10 protein-coding genes are annotated in these 17,685 nt (G+C 66.2%); 2 read left to right on the top strand and 8 right to left on the bottom strand.

Annotated features, from left to right (window positions below; translation table 11 throughout):
- Positions 1-65: 65 nt before the first annotated feature.
- Together F757_RS0121865 and F757_RS0121860 are read right to left on the bottom strand one after the other, a co-directional pair.
- Positions 66-1,091 carry an aldo/keto reductase gene (locus F757_RS0121865; protein ID WP_027213257.1) on the bottom strand — a complete coding sequence of 342 codons (1,026 nt, stop codon included), beginning with the start codon at positions 1,089-1,091 and terminating at the stop codon, positions 66-68.
- A gap of 547 nt (positions 1,092-1,638) precedes the next feature.
- Entirely contained in the window at positions 1,639-2,196 is a 558-nt protein-coding gene (locus F757_RS0121860; RefSeq protein WP_027213256.1) for a DUF4142 domain-containing protein, read from the bottom strand.
- A gap of 288 nt (positions 2,197-2,484) precedes the next feature.
- Between F757_RS0121860 and F757_RS0121855 the strand changes: the two genes are divergently transcribed.
- Positions 2,485-3,456: a chemotaxis protein CheV gene (locus F757_RS0121855; protein WP_013339767.1), complete on the top strand. Its 972-nt coding sequence runs from the start codon at positions 2,485-2,487 to the stop codon at positions 3,454-3,456.
- A gap of 219 nt (positions 3,457-3,675) precedes the next feature.
- On the opposite strand, the gene F757_RS0121850 is transcribed toward F757_RS0121855, so the two are convergent.
- Complete coding sequence (locus tag F757_RS0121850; protein ID WP_027213255.1) at positions 3,676-4,320, bottom strand: pyridoxamine 5'-phosphate oxidase family protein; 645 nt, start codon at positions 4,318-4,320, stop codon at positions 3,676-3,678.
- Positions 4,321-4,679: 359 nt separating this feature from the next.
- Positions 4,680-5,951: an MFS transporter gene (locus F757_RS0121845; RefSeq protein WP_027213254.1), complete on the bottom strand. Its 1,272-nt coding sequence runs from the start codon at positions 5,949-5,951 to the stop codon at positions 4,680-4,682.
- A 479-nt stretch (positions 5,952-6,430) separates the two neighbouring features.
- On the opposite strand from F757_RS0121845, the gene F757_RS0121840 reads away from it, so the two are divergent.
- Entirely contained in the window at positions 6,431-8,518 is a 2,088-nt protein-coding gene (locus F757_RS0121840) for a TonB-dependent siderophore receptor (RefSeq protein ID WP_442856653.1), read from the top strand.
- Positions 8,519-8,968: 450 nt separating this feature from the next.
- On the opposite strand, the gene fhuB is transcribed toward F757_RS0121840, so the two are convergent.
- The 4 genes from fhuB to F757_RS33930 all read right to left on the bottom strand — a co-directional run.
- Positions 8,969-10,960, bottom strand: a complete 1,992-nt coding sequence (gene fhuB, locus F757_RS0121835) for a Fe(3+)-hydroxamate ABC transporter permease FhuB (protein ID WP_027213252.1) — start codon at positions 10,958-10,960, stop codon at positions 8,969-8,971.
- A complete protein-coding gene (locus tag F757_RS0121830) occupies positions 10,957-11,916 on the bottom strand; it encodes an iron-siderophore ABC transporter substrate-binding protein (protein ID WP_027213251.1) in 960 nt (319 codons plus the stop codon). Before F757_RS0121830 ends, fhuB begins: the two co-directional genes overlap by 4 nt.
- A gap of 46 nt (positions 11,917-11,962) precedes the next feature.
- Positions 11,963-14,152: a TonB-dependent siderophore receptor gene (locus F757_RS0121825; RefSeq protein WP_027213250.1), complete on the bottom strand. Its 2,190-nt coding sequence runs from the start codon at positions 14,150-14,152 to the stop codon at positions 11,963-11,965.
- Between the two features lie 556 nt (positions 14,153-14,708).
- On the bottom strand, positions 14,709-17,685 hold a 2,977-nt coding region (locus tag F757_RS33930; protein ID WP_232221438.1), incomplete at its 5' end, for a condensation domain-containing protein.

Here is a 17,685-nt window from a genome sequence, read left to right as displayed (position 1 = left end):
CTGGTGCGGCTGCCGGACAAGCGGCACCGGACCAGCGCGACGGACCACGGCTGCAAGCCGCCCGCTTACACCGCTTTCGGGTTGCGCTCGGCAAACCCTTCCTGATGCCAGTACGGATAGGCGGGCCGCACGGCGCTCGCCGCGTCGAGCCGCGCGACCTGCTCGGGCGTGAGGTTCCAGCCGACCGCGCCGAGGTTCTGGCGCAACTGTTCTTCATTGCGAGCGCCGATCAGCACCGTCGAGACGGTCGGGCGCTGCAGCAGCCAGTTCAGTGCGATCTGCGGCACGGTCTTGCCGGTTTCGGAGGCGATTTCATCGATCGCGTCGAGCACGCGGAACAGATACTCTTCCGGCACCGGCGGCCCCATGTCGGCGGTCTTGTGCAGGCGGCTCGTGTCGGGCAACGGCTGGCCGCGCTTGAGCTTGCCGGTCAGACGCCCCCAGCCGAGCGGACTCCACACCACCGCGCCCACACCCTGGTCGATGCCGAGCGGCATCAGCTCCCACTCGTAGTCGCGGCCCACCAGCGAGTAATAGGTCTGGTTCGCGACATAGCGCGGATAGCCATAGCGGTCCGCTGTATCGAGCGACTTCATCAGGTGCCAGCCCGAAAAGTTGGACACGCCCGTGTAGCGGATCTTGCCCGCGCGCACGAGGTCGTCGAGCGTGGACAGCACTTCGGCGACCGGCGTGCGCGCGTCGAAACCGTGCAACTGGAAGAGGTCGATGTAGTCGGTTTGCAGGCGCTTGAGGGCCGCGTCGACCGCCTGAACCAGATGGAAGCGCGACGAGCCGACATTATTCGGAGCGTCGTCGAAACGGAAGGTCGCCTTGGTCGAGATGATCGCCTTGTCGCGCTTGCCCTTCAGCGCTTCGCCCAGCACCGACTCCGACGCGCCTCTCGAATAGATGTCGGCGGTGTCGAACATGGTCACGCCGGCATCGAGGCAGATGTCGATCAGACGCCGCGCCTCATCGACCTCCGTCGAGCCCCACGCCTGAAAGAACTCGCCCTTGCCGCCGAACGTGCCCGTGCCGAAACTCAGCACCGGCACCTTGAAACCGGATGCACCCAGATGTCTATATTCCATTGATGAATCTCCGTGGCATAGCCGTCGTTTGAACGGAGAGTCAGTCTACGCCGGTCGGCGCGCGAGCGTCGCCGGGGAGTGCGCGCGCAGGCGGCGGGCGGCGCGGTGTTTTGGTGGCTTGGGGTGGGTTGCTGGGAGGGGCTACCTGAGCCGGACTGCCTGAGCGGGTTGCCTGCGTGCGCTGCCTGGGCGGGTTGCCTGCGTGGGCTGCCTGGTTGGGTTGCCTGGTTGGGTTGCCTCGGCGGGTTGCCTGAGCGGGGTCGAACGGGTCGCCTCAAGGGGCAACCCGAACGCCCTGCCTGCCCGCGCGGGCCGACTGAAGCGCCGCGCGAACACACGGCGTGGGCGAGCGCTCATGCATGCCGCGCGCGATCAGCGCCCGCGACGCCCGGGCGTTGTGCGGGCTTATTGTGCGGGCTTATTGTGCGGCATCACTGCGTGGCCTAACTGATTGGCCTTACTGTGCGACCTAACTGCGCGGCCTCACTGAGTGGCCGTACTGTGAGACCTAGCTGCGCGCCCTCAATGCTCAGCCTTCCTACGTGGCTTACTGCGCGGCGCTCGGCAGATGCTTGCGTTTGGCCAGCTCCTGCGCCATCGCGTAATGCTCCTGGATGGTCGGCAACGCCTTTTGCGCTGCGTCCTTGAGTTGCGGATCGCGGCCCGAAGCGATCTCGGCCTGAAATGCGGACAGCGCCTTCTGCTCGCCGGCGAGCGCGACCTGCTCGATATACGCCTTGTCGAACTCGGCGCCACGAAGATTGTTGATGCTCGCGAGCACGGCGGTGTCCGGGTTGTTCTTCGGTACGTCCACCCCGCGCGGGCTTGCGGCGCGCAGTGCGTCCGAGATTCTGGCGTTATCCGTCGAGACGCGCTCGGCGAAGGCTTTCACGTCGCGGTCAGTCGAGCGCGAGTTCGCGATGCGCGCTGCATCGCGTTGCGTGGCCACGGCCTTTGTGCCCTCTGCGATGAACGTCTGGTCGGCGGTGTGCAGGCGGCCCGCGTCCGGTGCGCTCTGGGCGCTGGCTGTCGTGGCCGAGGCGGCAAGCATCAGCAGGCTCGCCATACAGGCGCTGGAGAAAGTGGCGAGAGGCAAGCGGATCATATGTTCTCCTTGAATTGGAAGCGAAGCGGCGTGTTCTTTTCGTCGGAAAAATTCTAGGAGCGACGCGCCGCGCCGTGTGATACGGCGCTGTGGCTTGTGTAACGTTAGGTAACCTTCACACGAATCGCTGGTGTTGGTATGCGCGGCTCGACCGTTGACCCAGGGATTGCCAGCAGAAAACTGTCGGGGCGCTGAATTTTTCGGCAACCGCGCCGATAACAGAAAGTAAGAAGCGCGTCGGCATTAACGCACGCGCGCGCCCACGCACCGCAATCCCGGAGAGATTCGATGGCAGCAGATAACCGCTCGCACGATGAACGCACCAACCTGACCAGTTCCAATAAATTCGAGCTGCTGCTGTACCGGCTGGGCTCGGTGCCCGGCAGCGACGCGCACGAGCTTTACGGCATCAACGTGTTCAAGGTCCGCGAAATTTCGACCATGCCGCCGGTCACGCCGATCGCCGGGTCCTCGCCCTTTGTGATGGGCGCGGTCGACATTCGCGGGCAGATCATTCCCGTCATCGACCTGCCGCGGCTGATGGGCTGCGAGCCCACGCGCGGGCTCAACATTCTGCTCGTGACGGAATTCGCGCGCTCCACGCAGGCCTTCGCGGTCGAAGAAGTGGACGACATCGTGCGGCTCGAATGGAATCAGGTGCTTTCGGCGGAAGGCGCGGCGGGCGGCAACCTCGTCACGAGCATTGCGCGAATCGACGGCAATACCGGCGACTCGCGGCTCGCGCAGGTGATCGACGTCGAGCAGGTGCTGCGCGACGTGTTCCCGTCGCAGCATCCGAGCGTGGACCCGACATCTGTCGGCGACGCCCTCGGCATTCGCCCAGGCGCCAGGATTCTCGCGGCCGACGACTCGGGCTTCGCGCGCAAGCTGATCGAGCAGGCATTGACCGCCATCGGCGCGGAATTCGTGATGACGAAGACCGGCGAGGAAGCCTGGCAGACCTTGCAGCAGGTCGCCGAGGAAGCGCAATCCGACGGCGCGCGCGTGAAGGACAGGATCGCGCTCGTCCTCACTGACCTCGAAATGCCCGAGATGGACGGCTTCATGCTGACCCGTCAGATCAAGGCCGACGAACGGACCCGCGACATTCCGGTGATCATCCATTCGTCGCTGACGGGCGCGGCCAACGAGGCGCATGTGAAGAACGCCGGCGCCAACGGCTACGTCGCGAAGTTCCAGGCCAGCGAACTCGCGAACGCGATACGGACGGCGCTGATTTCGGCTGCGCAGGCGGCGTGAGATTGTTGTCGAACTACGGGGGCGGGCGCGGGGCGGTTCTGGCATGACACGGCAGGCGCGGCGCCCCGCTCTTGAAGAACCAGTGCCCGCTCTTGTACAAGCTGCGCCCGCTCTTGCACATCCAGCGCCAGCTCTTGCGCAAGCAGTGCCCGCTCTTGCACATCCAGGGGCAGCTCTTGCGCAAGCAGTGCCCGCTCTTACAGAACCACCGCCCGCAAATCAAGCGCGCGTGTTCACCGCGTTACGCGTGAGTTCAGCCACCTGCGCTTCGAGTTGCTGAATCCGCTCGTCGCGTTCCTGCAACGCGGCAGCCACGTCGGCTGCGTCGAAACGCTGCGGAATATGCTTCGGACAATTCACGTCCCAGGCACGCACGGTCATCACCAGCACGCGCTCGCCGCGCGCCTTGTAACCCTCGGGCATCAGCTTCGCGAGCAGCGCGGGGTCGTCGTCGATCATGCGCGCCTCGCCCCATATCTTGATGCGCCGCCGGTGCGCATAGTCGAGCAGAAACAGATGCGCCTTGGGGTTGTCCGCGAGGTTGCCCGCGCTCACGTACTGCCGGTTGCCGGCGAAATCGGCGAAGGCAATGGTGTGGTCGTCCAGCACATGCAGAAAACCGGCTGGACCGCCGCGGTGCTGGATATACGGCTGCCCTTCCGAACTGACCGTGGCGAGAAACACGCTCGTCTGCTGTTCGATGAAACGCGCGACGTCCGGCGTAAGACGCGTCTGCCAGCCGTGCTCTTCCTCCATGCGCGCGTACGCGTCGCGCGAGCCGTGGCGGCTTTGCAATGCCTTCACCGTGGGCGTGAAGGCGATGTCACTCGGATAAGCATGCGGCGGTGATTCGAGGCGTGTCATGAACCGGCTCCTTGGCGGACTGTTCCGCAGGCAGACGCATACGACTTTACGCGCGTGAGTCGTCGTGCAGAAGCCTGCTTCCACGAGAGTCAACTTCTCATTCGATGAGAGAAGCGGGCTGGCGGGGCCGCTCGGCCTCTCTGCCTCTCTGCCTCTCTGCCTCTCTGCCTCTCTGCCTCTTTGCCTCTTTGCCTCTTTGCCTCTTTGCCTCTTTGCCTCTTTGCCTCTTTGCCTCTTTGCCTGTGCGTCAGTGTGCCTCTGCGCCTCTCTGGCGCTCAGTCGCTCGCCCGCTCACCTTCTCGGTCGGCCAACCAATCACGCCGCGCAGCTCGCTCAATCGCCCAAGCGCCAAAACCCGCTTACGCACTCGGCGCCAACTCCTCTTCGCGTTCGAGCGAACGCGTGTTCCTCAATTCGGGGAACAGCTTCATCCACAGCAGGGCGACGCTGATCGTTGCGATGCCGCCCACCAGTACCGCGGTTCGCGCGCCCCACCAGCCAGCGGTGACGCCTGATTCGAATTCGCCTAATTGGTTCGATGTCCCAATGAAAAGCGAATTGACGGCGCTGACACGCCCGAGCATGTCGTCCGGCGTGCGCAACTGCACGAGTGACAAACGCACGACGACGCTAATGGTGTCCGACGCGCCGAGCGCCATCAGCGCCAGCAGCGAAACAATGAACTGATGCGACATGCCGAACACGAGCGTGGCCACGCCGAACGCGATCACGCCGCCGAACATCGCCGCGCCCGGCCGGTTGCGCAGCGGGAAATGCGCGAGCCAGATGGTGCCCGCCAGCGCGCCGATCGCGGTGCCGGAGCGCAACAGGCCGAGCCCGAGCGGCCCCGTATGCAGTACGTCGCGTGCGAACACCGGCAACAGCGCGGTCGCGCCGCCGAACAGCACCGCGAACAGATCGAGCGACAACGCCCCGAGTATCATCGGCTCGCGGCGAATGAACGCGATGCCGGAAAACACCGATTCAAGCGTCACCGGCGCGCGGTTCGCCGGCTTCGCGCGCAGCGGAATGCCCCACACGGCGAGGGCCGCCGCGGCGAACGACAAGGTGCATGCAAGGTACGCAGCGCCCGGACCGATGCCGTAAAGCAGGCCGCCGAGCGCGGGACCGGCGATCTGCGCGGTCTGGTTCGCCGACGTCGCCCACGCCGTCGCCTTCGGCAATTGTCCGCGCGGCACCACACCGGGCAGCAGCGACGCAACCGCCGGCGACTCGAAAGCGCGCGCAGCGCCCACGCATGCCGCGAGCACGTAGATCACCGGCGCGCTGATCCAGCCGCCGAACGTGCCGCACGCAAACAGCACGGCGGCGACGCTTTCGAGGCCTTGGCAGATCGCCGCGATACGCCGCCGGTCATAGCGGTCCGCGAAATGACCGACGACGAGCGTCAGCAGAAACATCGGCAGGAACTGCGCGAGCCCGACGAGGCCAAGCGCGAATGCGCTGTGCGTGAGCGCGTAGATATGCCAGCCCATCGCCACCGCGAGCATCTGGAACGACAGAGAAGAGAGAATGCGCGTGCACCAGAAGCGCTGAAAGGCCGGTTGCTTCGGCAGGCTGACGGGCGTGGAACGGGTGGCGTCGTCTGAGTCGGCGGGAACGGGAGGCATCGAGATCGTGGCGTGGACGTGGCTGGCTGGAGCGGCGGCTAGTGTAAAGCAACGTGGTGGCTCCTGCTCGCGCGCGAGGCAGCGCCTTGGCGCCCATGTCACGGTTGATGACAGCGCGCGGCGCGCCGACTTACCCGCTCCGCTCCGCACCTCACCTAACCGCGCCCCGCTGCGCCGCGCCGCGTCACTTAACGTCACCTCACGCCCCGCCACGTCACGTCACGTCACCTCACCTCCTCACCTCACCTCGCGCCGCACCGCACCGCACCGCACCGCGTCATCAAGTTTTCATTTGATAATCATTCTCATTTACATTATTCTCTCGCATCCTCAATAATAAGTGACGGCGCCGGCCCGTCCCGGCCGCTGCTGTGGCGTGGGACACCGCGCCGTCCGAATCGTCCATGCGCTTCGTCAAAACCTCCGCGCCGCCAGGCCGCCCTCACCGTTCCGCTCTGCGCCTGCCCGTTTCGCTCTGGATGTACCTCGCAACCGCACCCGCCGCGCTGGCCGCCGCGCCCGCCGACGGCACGGGCGCCCCGCCCGCGGCCTCCACCGAACTGCCGGCGGTTGCGGTGCAGGCCGCGGCGCTCGCCGATCCGACCGTCGGCTACCGGCCGCGCACCAGCGAAACGGCGAGCGGCATCGCCACGAAAATCAGCGATATTCCGCAGTCCGTCGCGGTGGTCAGTTCGAGCGTGATGCAGGACCAGCAGGCGCGCACGCTCGACGACGTGCTCGGCAACGTGAGCGGCATCACGCAGACGAACACGCTGGGCGGCACGCGCGACGCGTTCATCAAACGCGGCTTCGGTTCCAACGACGACGGCTCGATCCTGGTCGACGGCATGCGCTCGCCGACGCTTCACAACTATCTCGCGACGATCGACCGCGTGGAAGTGCTCAAGGGCCCGGCTTCGCTGCTCTACGGCATTCAGGAGCCGGGCGGCGTGATCAACCTGATTACGCGCAAGCCGGAAGACACGTTCCACGGCTCGGTGTCCGCCAACTACACGAGCCATCGCGGCAGCGGCACGGGCTTCGATCTCACGGGACCGATCGGCCAGCCGGGCCAGGTCGCGGGCGGCACGCTGGCGTTCCGCCTGACCGGCGAGTACAACACGGCGCGCTACTGGCGCAGTTTCGGCCGTCAGCGCGACGCGCTCATCGCGCCGTCGCTGGCCTGGCACGATGCGAACACGTCGATTGACGTGAGCTACCAGTACGTCGACTACACGACGCCGTTCGACCGCGGCACGGTACTGGTGAACGGCCATCCCGACGATGCGCTGCGCTACACGCGCTACGAAGAAGCTTGGGCGCAAAGTTCGGGCGAGCAGGAAACGTTGCGCGCGAAGATCGAACATCGCTTTTCCGACGAATGGCGCGTGCGCGCGACCTATGGATGGAGCCGCGATCGCTACGACCAGTACATCACTCGCGCGACGGCGTTCAACAGCAAGACCGGCATCATGACCCGCTCGTCGGACGCGAATCTGCAACGCAACGATTCGGACGAAATCGCGACAGTCGGCGTGATCGGCAATCTGAACCTCGGGGGCATGCGTCACGAACTCTACGTAGGCGGCGAGTACGAACGCCAGCGCAGCTTTCGCGGCGATACGATTCGCGGCAAGGCGGTCTCCGGCTTCGATCTGTACGACCCGGTCTACGGATTGCTGTCGCCCGGCGGCACGCCGAGCCGCACGCAAAGCGACAGTCTGTCGAAGGTGCACACGTACTCCGTTGTGACTCAGGACACGGTTCATCTGACCGACAGACTGATTGCGGTCGGCGGCGTGCGCTGGGAAAACTGGCAGCAACTGTCGGGCGTGGGCCGTCCGTTCGTGATTGCCGATCACTCGCATGGGCAGGTCTGGCTGCCGCAATTCGGCCTCGTCTACCGGCTCACGCCCGCGCTTTCCGCGTACGCGAACTTCAGCAAGTCGTTCGTGCCGAACGTCGCCACCGAGGTCAGCGAGCCGCTCGCGCCGGAGCGCGGGCGCGTGCTGGAAACCGGCCTCAAGTTCGACACGCACGGCATTACCGGCACGCTCGCCGTCTATCAGATCGACAAGCAGAACGTGGCGGTCACCGTCGGCGATACGACCGAAACCGTAGGCAGCGCGCGCTCGCGAGGCATCGAACTGGATGTCGCCGGACGGCTCACGCAGCATGTCAGCGTGATCGGCAGCTATGCCTACACGAATGCGACGGACCGCGACGACGGCACGCGCCTTGTCAACGCGGCACGTCATACCGGCAGCCTGTTCGCCGTCTACGACACGATGCTGCCGTATCTGCCGGGGCAATGGCGTTTTGGCGGCGGTGCGCGGCTCGTCAGCAAGCGGCCGGGCGATACCGCGAACAGTTTTACGCTGCCGGGTTATGTCGTAGCCGATGTGTTCGCGGCCTACGACACGAAGATCGGCAAGATTCCGACGCATGTGCAGCTGAACGTGAAGAACGTGTTCGACAAGACCTACTATCCGTCGAGCAACAGCAATCTGATTATCGCGGTCGGAGAGTCGCGGCTCGTGATGCTGAACACGACGTTTTCGTTCTGAAGGCATTCGGTCTGGAGCCGGGGCGCCCTGCCCCTGGCTCCAACGATCGGAATTGCATTGCTGGAGCGGTCAATGCGTGAGCCCGAAGGATGGGGGGTAAGCGTGGACCGGAAGCAGCGGCCCTAAGCGCGGGCCCTAAGCGCGGGCCCTAAGCGCGGGCCCGAGGCGCGGGATCCCAAGCGCGGGTCGAAGCCCAAGCGCCGGCCTCAAGCGTGCACCACCCAGCGTGGCCCCAAGCGCGGGACGCCGAGCGCGGGCCTCAAGCGTGCCCCCAAGGGCGGCCCCAACCGCGGCCCCCCCAGCGTGGCCCCGAAGCACTAGCGCGAAGCTTAGCCCCCAAGCACGGGCCCGAAGCCTAGCCCCCAAGCACGAGCCCACAGCGTGGACCCGAAGCACGAGCCCGAAGCGTGCGCCCCAAGCAAAGCCCCAAACGAGCACCATGCACCCACTTCAGCGACGCAACAACCACATCAGATAAGGCCCGCCCAGGAGCGTCGCGATCACTCCCGCAGGCATCTGCTGCGGGAAGATCATGTTCCTTCCGAGCCAGTCGGACAGCACCATCAGCACGCCGCCAATCAGCGCCGCGACGAGCATCTGCGAACGTGCGCGCGGAAAGCCGAGCAGCCGCGCGAGATGCGGCGCCATCAGGCCGACGAACGACATGGGGCCGATTACGACGGTCGCGCCGGCGGTCAGCACCGCGGCCACCACGAGCAGCGTGAGCCGCGCGCGCTGCGCGCCGACGCCGAGCGCGTTCGCAACGTTGGCGCCGAGCGGCAGAATCTCGAGCCAGCGCGCACCGAGATACGCGATGATCACGGCCAGCACCGCGCACACGCTAACGGCGATTGCCGTCGCGGGCACGATCAGATAGGTCGAGCCGTACTGCAGCGGACGCAGCAAATTGGCATACGCGCCGCCGCTCGCGGTCGCGAGCATGACCACCGCCTGGGAGAACGCACTGATGGCGATGCCCGCAAGCAGCACGTGCTCCGGCGCGAAGCCGCTGCGCCGCCCGAGCGCGACGATCGTCACGAGGCAGATCAGCGCACCCGCCGACGACCCCGCGAGCAGCACGGGGGTTGACGGCGCCGCCGCGAGCAACGCCGCGGCCAGCATGCCGAGCATCGCCCCGCCGCTCACGCCGAGCAGATCGGGGCTTGCCATCGGGTTGCCGGTGACCCGTTGCAGGATCGTCCCCGCGAGCGCCACCATCACGCCGGCGCCGAGCGAAGCGACGAGGCGCGGCACGCGCCAGAACCACACGTCGCCCCATTGCTGTGCGTCGGTCCATTGCCAGCCGTGCAGCGTCATCGAAAAACCCAGCGAAACGACCGTCCCGACCACGAGCAGACCGCCGAGCAGCAGCGCGGGCATCGTCAGCGCGCGACGCGACGGCGCAGTGTCGGGCGAGGCCGGACGCGGCGCCTCGATATGCACGCGGCGCAACATCCACAACAGCAGCGGGCCGCCGCAAAGCGCGACCGCAGCGCCCGTCGGCAGCAGTTCTCCCAGCACGCCTGGCAGGCTCTGGACGGCCTGGTCGGCAATCGCAAGCAGCAGCGCGCCGACGAGCGGCGCCCACAGCAACTGGTCGCGCACGCGGCGCGCGCCCATCAGGCGCGCGAGCACCGGCCCGCCGAGTCCGATGAAGCCGATCACACCCACCGCGCTCGCCACGAACGCGCTCAACGTGACAGCGACAGCAAGCGCAACAGGCCGCGTCCACTTGAGCGACATGCCGAGCTGGCTCGCGCTGCCGTCATCGAGTGAAAACAGCGTGAGCGGGCGCACCAGCAGCGCCGTGGCGAAGCCGCACGCGAGTACGCGCGGCAGCAGCCAGAGCACGCCAGCCCAGCCGTTCTGCACGAGCGAACCGCCGCCCCAGATGAACACGGACGTGAGCGAGCGCTCGAACACTATAGTCAGGATGACTGACAATGCACCGCAGTACAGATTGACGATCATTCCCGCAAGCACGATGGAAACCGCCGCGAATCCCTTGCGCCACGTCATCGCCATGGCCGCGAGCATGGCGAGCGCGGCGCCTGCCAGCGCGACCGTGAAGCGCAGGTCCGCGGCGAGCGCGGGCGCCACCACCGCGGCTATCGTCAACGCCAGATACGCGCCCGCCGACACGCCGAGCGTAAGCGGCTCCGCCAGCGGATTGCGCAGCACCTGCTGGAACACCACGCCGGCAAGCGATAACGCTGCGCCGGCAAGCAGCGCGATGGCAAAACGCGGCAGCCAGCCATAGCGCACGACCAGTTGCGGCAGCGTCGCATGGGCGTCCGGCAGCAGCGCGCCGGCCCATTGCGCGACCGGCAGACGCGCCGACAACGTGTGATACACGAGCCACGCGGCCAGCATCAGCAGCAGCGCGGGCAGTCGCCATGCGCGCGGCGCGGCGGCGGTGAGCGTCGCCGTCGAGCGGTTCATGTGCTTACTCCTTCGAGTGCTTTCGCGAGGCTGTCGGCGCAACGCATCGACGCAACGACGCCGCCCAGCGCCGGAAGCGGGCCGATGTGCTGCACGCGGTTTTGCCTCACGAACGGCAGCGCGCCCCACAGCGGGCTGCGCGCAAGTTGTGCGGCCACGCCGGGCGGCACGCCGATTGTCACGACCTGCGCATCAGTACGTTTTGCGAGCGCGCCGAGGTCCGCCTCGGTCATGCCTTGCGGATCGGCGTCCTCCTGCCATGCGTTATCGATGCCGAGCGCGTGCAGCACGCCGCCAAAGAGGCTGTTTCTGCCGAACACGGCGATGTGCCGGTCGTCGATCGGACGCAGTAGATAGACAGGGCGCCGCGTCGCGCGAAAACCCGCGAGACGCGCGCGCGCCTCGGCGAAACTCGCGTCGGCTTGCGCAAACAGCGCATCGGCCGCGGCGCCGCGGCCGAGGGTGTCGGCGATCTTGCGCGTCGCGGCCTGCACCGCGGGATAGACGTCGACGCCGGGACCGAACAGCGGCACGGTGAGCGTCGGCGCAATCCGTTCCAGCAAGCCGCGCAGCGGCGCATGCCACGGCGTGATGACAATGAGTTCGGGCTCGAGCGCCGCGAGCACCTCGAAGTTCGGCTGATACAGCAAACCCGTATCGACGACTGAAGGCGGCAACGCCGGAACGCCGTCGAGCTTTGCATACCAGGCCGGACGTGAAACGCCGACGGGCACGACGCCAAGCGACAGCACCACTTCCGTGAGCGGCCAGTCGAGCACCACGACGCGAGCGGGCGGCTTGCGGTTCACGCCTTCGGCCACGCTGGCGACAGACACCCCCACGGAGCCGTCCGCCGCCGCGCGCGCGAACGCAGCGCCCGCCGCCGTGAGCGCCGCCGCCCCGAGCCTGGCAAGCGCGAGGCGACGCTTGCCGCTAAACCGCGTGCCAGTCGTCATGACCGCGTAAGCCACATGCGCTGCGCGCGGGTCTTGCGCATTGCCATCACCATTGGTAACGAGCCGTGCCGAGCACCGTACGCGTCGCGCCCCAGTAGCAGACTGCCGCTGTCGTGCAGTAAGAGATGTACTCGCGGTCGAACACGTTGTTCAGGTTCAGCGACAGGCGCCAGTTCTGGATGTCGTAATGCGCGCCCACGTCGACCAGCACACGCCCCGGCACTGTGAACGTGTTGGCCAGATCGCCGGCGGAACTGCTCATGTAGCGCACGCCGGAGCCCACGCCGAAGTTGCGCAGCGGTCCGTGGTGGAACGTGTAATCCGCCCACAGAGAAGCGGTGTTGCGCGGTGCGATGGTCGGGCGCTTGCCGAGGTTGACCATCGTGCTGTTCGTCACTTCCTGGTTAAGGTAGGTGTACGAAGCGATCACCTTCACCTCTGGGGTGACGTTGGCGTGTGCTTCGAATTCGATGCCGCGCGAGCGGATCTGACCGGTCTGGACCGCGTTGGTCGGATGGTTGGGATCGGTCACCGACACATTGTCCTGCGTCAGCGTGAACGCCGCGAGCGAGAAGAAGCCGTCGAACCACTTCGGCTGGTAACGCACGCCCGCTTCGAGCTGACGCCCCCTGGTCGGCGCAAAGGGAGCGCCTGAATAGGTTGCGCCGAGCACCGGCTGGAACGATCGGGAATAGCCGATGTACGGCGCGATGCCGTTCTCGAACTCATAGGCGAGACCGGCGCGCCAGGTGAACGCATGATCGTTCGAGTGGTAGGTCGTGCCTTTGCCCGTGGCGAGCAACGTGGTCTGCTGATTGCCGCCCGTCCAGTCTTCGCGCACGCCGAACGTCAGTACCCAGTTGCGCCAGCGCGCTTCGTCCTGCGCATACACCCCGACCGTGCTCAGCGAATAGTCGAGGCGCGTATTGGCCTGCTGCGTGGGCAGCGCAGAAAAATTCGGGTTGTACAGATCCACCGTGCCCACCACGGCGTTGCCTTCGGTGTCGCCAAGCATAGAGCGCTGGTAGTCCAGACCGAACAGGAGCGTGTGCTGTACTTCGCCTGTCGCCAGCTTGGCCTGTGCGTGCGTGTCGACCTGGAACTGCGTGTAGTGCTCGTTGTCGACGTTGCCCCACATCGACACCGTGCGCTGATTGGCGCCGAGGGCGCTCGTCACCGAAGTCTGGTAATAATGCTGGTCGATGTGCAGATAGCGCAGGTTCTGCGACACGCTGATCTTGTCGTTGATCGCGTGGTCGAACTGATAGCCGAACCAGTACTGCGTGCGGTGCATGCCGTCACGGTCCGGATCGCCGAAATATTTGTCCGGCCCAAGCTGACCATTCGGGTTACTAAACAGTGTGGCACCGGCCGGCACGGGATTGAACAGGCCGCCGTTCGGATCGCGCTGGAAACTGCCTTGCAGCGTGAAGGTCGTATCGCGGTTCGGGCGGATCGTGACCGACGGCGCGATCGCAAGCCGCTGGTCCTTGATCTGGCTGACCTGCGTCTCCGCGGTGCGGGCCACGCCCGTCAAGCGGTACAGCACGGTGCCGTTCTTGTCGACGGGACCGCTCAGGTCGAAGCCCAGTTGATAGTTGTTGTGGTTGCCGATCTGCATCATCACTTCGTGATACGGCTGCTCCATCGGCAGCTTGCTCACGTAGTTGACGAGACCGCCCGGACTGCCCTGCCCGTACAGTACCGAAGCGGGACCATGCAGCACTTCCATGCGCTCCATGAAGTACGGGTCGATGCGCGGCGTCGCGAAACGGGGCGACTGGTACAGATGCAGCCCGTCCAGATACGAGTCGAGTGCAAAGCCGCGGCCGTACAACTGGTCGAAGCGGATGTCGGTGCCGTCCTGCGAGTAAACGCCTGGCGTGTAGCGCAGCGCCTGGTCGACGGTCTGCGCGCCCTGATCGTCCATCTGCTGACGCGTGATGACGGAGACGCTCTGCGGATTGGTGAGCAACGAGGAGTCGGTCTTGGTGCCGGTCATCGAACGTTTGGCGACATAGCCGACGCCCGGACCTTGCGGATCTTCAGCAGAGCTACGCACCTGAACGGCAGGCAGTTCCTTGGAGGCGTCGGTGCCGGAAGCGGCGGCCGGCGACTCCTGCGCATGCGCGCCAAGGCTCGCCAGACCCAACATCATTGCAACGTAAATCGGGCGCGGATGCGGCAAGCCGCGCTTGCGCAGAGAACTGCATGTGCCTGCTTTCTCAACCTTCATTCTTCTTGATCCCCATTCTTATATCCCCGAACCAGGCTCGTCGTGTGGACGCCGTTGCTGGTGCCCAGCGATTCTCTCAAGACGGGATATTAATGTAAACAATAATCGTTCGCATTCAATGTGGATATTTTTGTGGCGGAAGGGCGACAGGATCGGTGCCGCTGTGTTGCGGAATGGGGGCAGTCAATTGTTTTGGAAAAGACGGCGTTGGGCGAGATGGACGGTGGGCGCGGCGCTGCGATGGCGCAGGTGGCGACGCAGGTGGCGACACATGTGGTGGCGCCGTTCGTGACGCAGTTCGTGGCACTGATAATTGCGTCCCGACGACGCGGTCTTGACGCCCACAACGACGCTGCTGGCAGAATGAGCCGGGTCTCGCGCCGCCTTGCGACAGAGACGTGCCGGTGCGAGCCACCGCACGAGCTACGGGGCAAGATGCGGATAGCGCGGGACGCTCGAGTGGCTCTTTGGCTCGAACTCTGGCGGCCGGCCGACTGTGCGCTGTGCACAGGCCGGCGGCTTTTTATGGCGCTTCTTGTGCTGCGTGTGGCGCTGATCATGGCGCTGACTTGTGACCCAGTTCACCACACTGTGGAGATCTTGCGTCGCCGTGGGACCGTCGCTGCGCGAACCACTGCGCAAGCTGCGTAGCGAGAAGCGGATGGTGCACGATGCTCGAGTGGCTCGCATCGATCTCGAACTCTCGCAAGCGGCCGTGCGTATGGTTGCCCCACACCATCCTGCGGCGCGGATCGGCGATGCGCAGCGCGCGCCACACATGCAGATCGCAGCCGACCCGCGGCAGCCGATGTCGGGACATCAGGTCGGCGTGCAGGGCGTCGGCGGCAAGGGCGTCCCCAAGCAGCGATGACTCCGACTGCTCGATCAGCGCGAGCGCGGCGGCTGGCGCACCCTCTTCGGGGATTGTGGCGGGGGCCGCGTTTTCGGCGGCAGCAGACTTGGCGTCCTCGTCCCGATGCGTCGCGGTATCGACGATGCCGACGAACGACACGCCCAGGCCGAGCCGTTCGAACTGATCCGCAATGGCGATCGCGAGCCGGCCGCCGAACGACCATCCCAGCAGCGCGTAGTCACCGTGCGGCTGCAGTGCTTGAATGCAGTCGGCGTAGTACGCGGCGAGCGCCTCGAAAGTCTCGCCTTGCCATGGCGCGCCGCGCACCGCGGGCGCCTGAATGGCGATCAGCGTCACTTGACCGTTGAGCGCCTGCGCGAGCGTCCGGTATTCACCGACCATGCCATAGCCGGGATGCAGGCAGAACAAAGTGGCAGGCGCGCCAAGCGCATTCAACGGCATGGTCGTCGACACCGCAGCGCCAGCGCGCACCTGGATGTCTTGCCGACGGCGTCGCGCGAACCACGCGGCCAGCGCGTCGGCGGGCGGCACAGGCAGGCTTGCCTCGTAGACGGCGCGCGTGGTCCAGCTCGCGGCGACGGCATCGTGCCGCGCCAGCGTCTCTAGCGACTCGGGAACAGCTCGCCGCGACGCGGGCAATTCTGGTTGAGGCGGGACGGTCCGCAAATGCTCCAGCAGCTCGCCAAGCGCGGACTCGAACGACGCCAGCAGTCGTTCTGCAAGCGTGTCGGAGATGAACTGCGACGCGTAGCCCCAGTTGAGCGCGAGCGAGTCGCCGGCAATCCAGCCGTTGATGTCGAGCGCGCGATCGGGCAGGCTGGCGCGAGCCGCGATAGCGTCGCCCGACGCCTCGGTGGCAAAACCAAAGCGGCTTGCGTCGTCGAACGTCTGGTCGAAGCGGCCAAGATAGTTGAAGCCGACCTCCGGCGTGGGCAACGCGCGCAGCGCGGCCCGGCTCGCGGAGTCCGCGCAACAGGCGAGCAGCCCCCAGCCGAGTCCGCGCAGCGGCACGGCCGCAAGACGCTCGCGCACGCGCAGCAGTGCGTCGGCGCAACTGGTGCCACGCGGCAACGCTAGCGGGTACTGGGTCGTGAACCAGCCGACCGTGCGGCTCAGGTCGGCACCGTCGATCACGTCCTCGCGACCGTGCCCCTCCAGTTCGATCAGCACTTCGTCGCGTGAAAGCGCATCGCCGATGGCGCGCGCCAGCGCGGCAAGCAGCACTTCGTCGACGCGCATCCGATACGCGCGCGGCGCTTCGCGCAGTAGCGCGGCTGTCAGCTCGGGCGAGAGCTTTTTCAGCAGCGTCTTCTTCGCCTGAGGTTGCGGCGCGAGGGACGCAAATAGAGGGCCGGCGCGCAGTGCGGGTGAGTCGAGTGCCGTTTGCCACCATGCCAGCTCGGCGACACGCTCCGATGATTCGGCATACTGATGAAGTGAGCGCACCCAGGCGCGCCACGGCATCGACGCCGCGGGTAGCCGGACCGGCTCGTTGCGTTCGGCCTGCTCGTAGGCGGTTTGCAGTTCCTCGAGGAGCACGCGCCACGAGACTCCGTCCACCGACAGGTGGTGGATCGCAATCAGCAGACGCGTTTCGTCCGCTGTCTCGAAGTGGCCGACGCGCCACAGCGGGCCGTGCTCGATGTCGAGACTCGACTGGATGCGCTCGCAGGCGGCTGTAAGGTCGGCGAGGGACGCGAGTTGTTCGTGGCGGACGATTGCGGCTTGAGGCGTGTCCGGGCGTTGTACGACTGGCCTTTGTGCTGCTTCTGACCGTTGCAGTGGCACCGTGACTCCCGACACCTGCGCTCGTCCTGATACAGGCGACGGTTCCGTGGCCTGCAAAGCTTGTCGTGCATGCGAAGCCTGGGGCTCTTCCATTATCAGACCAGCTCTATCCGCCTGCGCCGGCACCGCCATCTGCTTCCACTGCCCCGCCTCACGCACGAACCGCAGCCTAAGCGCGTCGTGACGCGCCTCCAGCGCCGCCACCGCCCGCTCCAGCGCCGCAGGCAGGAGCCGCCCGCGGACCTTCAGCAATACAGCCTGATTCCAGTGCGATTCCCCTTGCGGATAACGCTCGAAGAACAGCTGCTGGATCGGCGTCAACGCGAGCGCCGCGCCGTCGTCAGCTTCCTGCGTCGCGGGCGCGTCCAGTCGCTGCGCACGCTGCGCGAGACCGCTCACCGTCGGATGCTCGAAGATCTGCCGCGGCGTGAGCCGCCAGCCCGCCTCACGCGCACGCGCGATGATCTGCAGGCTCTGGATTGAGTCGCCCCCCGCTTCGAAGAAGTTGTCGGTGACGCCCAGATCGTCGCGCCCCAGCACCGCGCTCCAGATCGACAGCAGCACCGTTTCAACCTCGTTCGACGGCGCCATCCGCTCGCGCTCGCCCGTTTGCGGCGCGGGCAGCGCGGCGCGATCGAGCTTGCCGTTGGGCATCCACGGCAGCCGCGCAAGCACCGTCACCGAGGACGGCACCATGTAGCCGGGCAGCCTCTGCTCGAGTTCGCGTTGCAGGTGGGCGGCGTCGAGTGGGAAGGAGGCGGCCGGGTTGCCGTTCGCTGCGTCGGTGTTCGCCGCCGGTGTGTTCGCTGCCGGTGTATTTTCAGTCTGCGTGTTCTCTGCCTGCGTGTTCTCTGCCTGCGTGTTCTCCGCC

Origin of the sequence: Burkholderia sp. WSM2232, from assembly GCF_000472545.1 — a bacterium.
Lineage (GTDB): Bacteria > Pseudomonadota > Gammaproteobacteria > Burkholderiales > Burkholderiaceae > Paraburkholderia.
Note: the sequence above shows the minus strand (reverse complement) of the source record. Positions and strands in the feature narration are given on the sequence as shown.

Coding starts and splice junctions, on each gene's coding strand:
- F757_RS0121825 (WP_027213250.1), bottom strand. CDS start 14,152: ATGAAGGTTGAGAAAGCAGGCACATGCAGTTCTCTGCGCAAGCGCGGC.
- F757_RS0121850 (WP_027213255.1), bottom strand. CDS start 4,320: ATGACACGCCTCGAATCACCGCCGCATGCTTATCCGAGTGACATCGCC.
- F757_RS0121840 (WP_442856653.1), top strand. CDS start 6,431: ATGTACCTCGCAACCGCACCCGCCGCGCTGGCCGCCGCGCCCGCCGAC.
- F757_RS0121830 (WP_027213251.1), bottom strand. CDS start 11,916: ATGACGACTGGCACGCGGTTTAGCGGCAAGCGTCGCCTCGCGCTTGCC.
- F757_RS0121860 (WP_027213256.1), bottom strand. CDS start 2,196: ATGATCCGCTTGCCTCTCGCCACTTTCTCCAGCGCCTGTATGGCGAGC.
- F757_RS0121855 (WP_013339767.1), top strand. CDS start 2,485: ATGGCAGCAGATAACCGCTCGCACGATGAACGCACCAACCTGACCAGT.
- fhuB (WP_027213252.1), bottom strand. CDS start 10,960: ATGAACCGCTCGACGGCGACGCTCACCGCCGCCGCGCCGCGCGCATGG.
- F757_RS0121845 (WP_027213254.1), bottom strand. CDS start 5,951: ATGCCTCCCGTTCCCGCCGACTCAGACGACGCCACCCGTTCCACGCCC.
- F757_RS0121865 (WP_027213257.1), bottom strand. CDS start 1,091: ATGGAATATAGACATCTGGGTGCATCCGGTTTCAAGGTGCCGGTGCTG.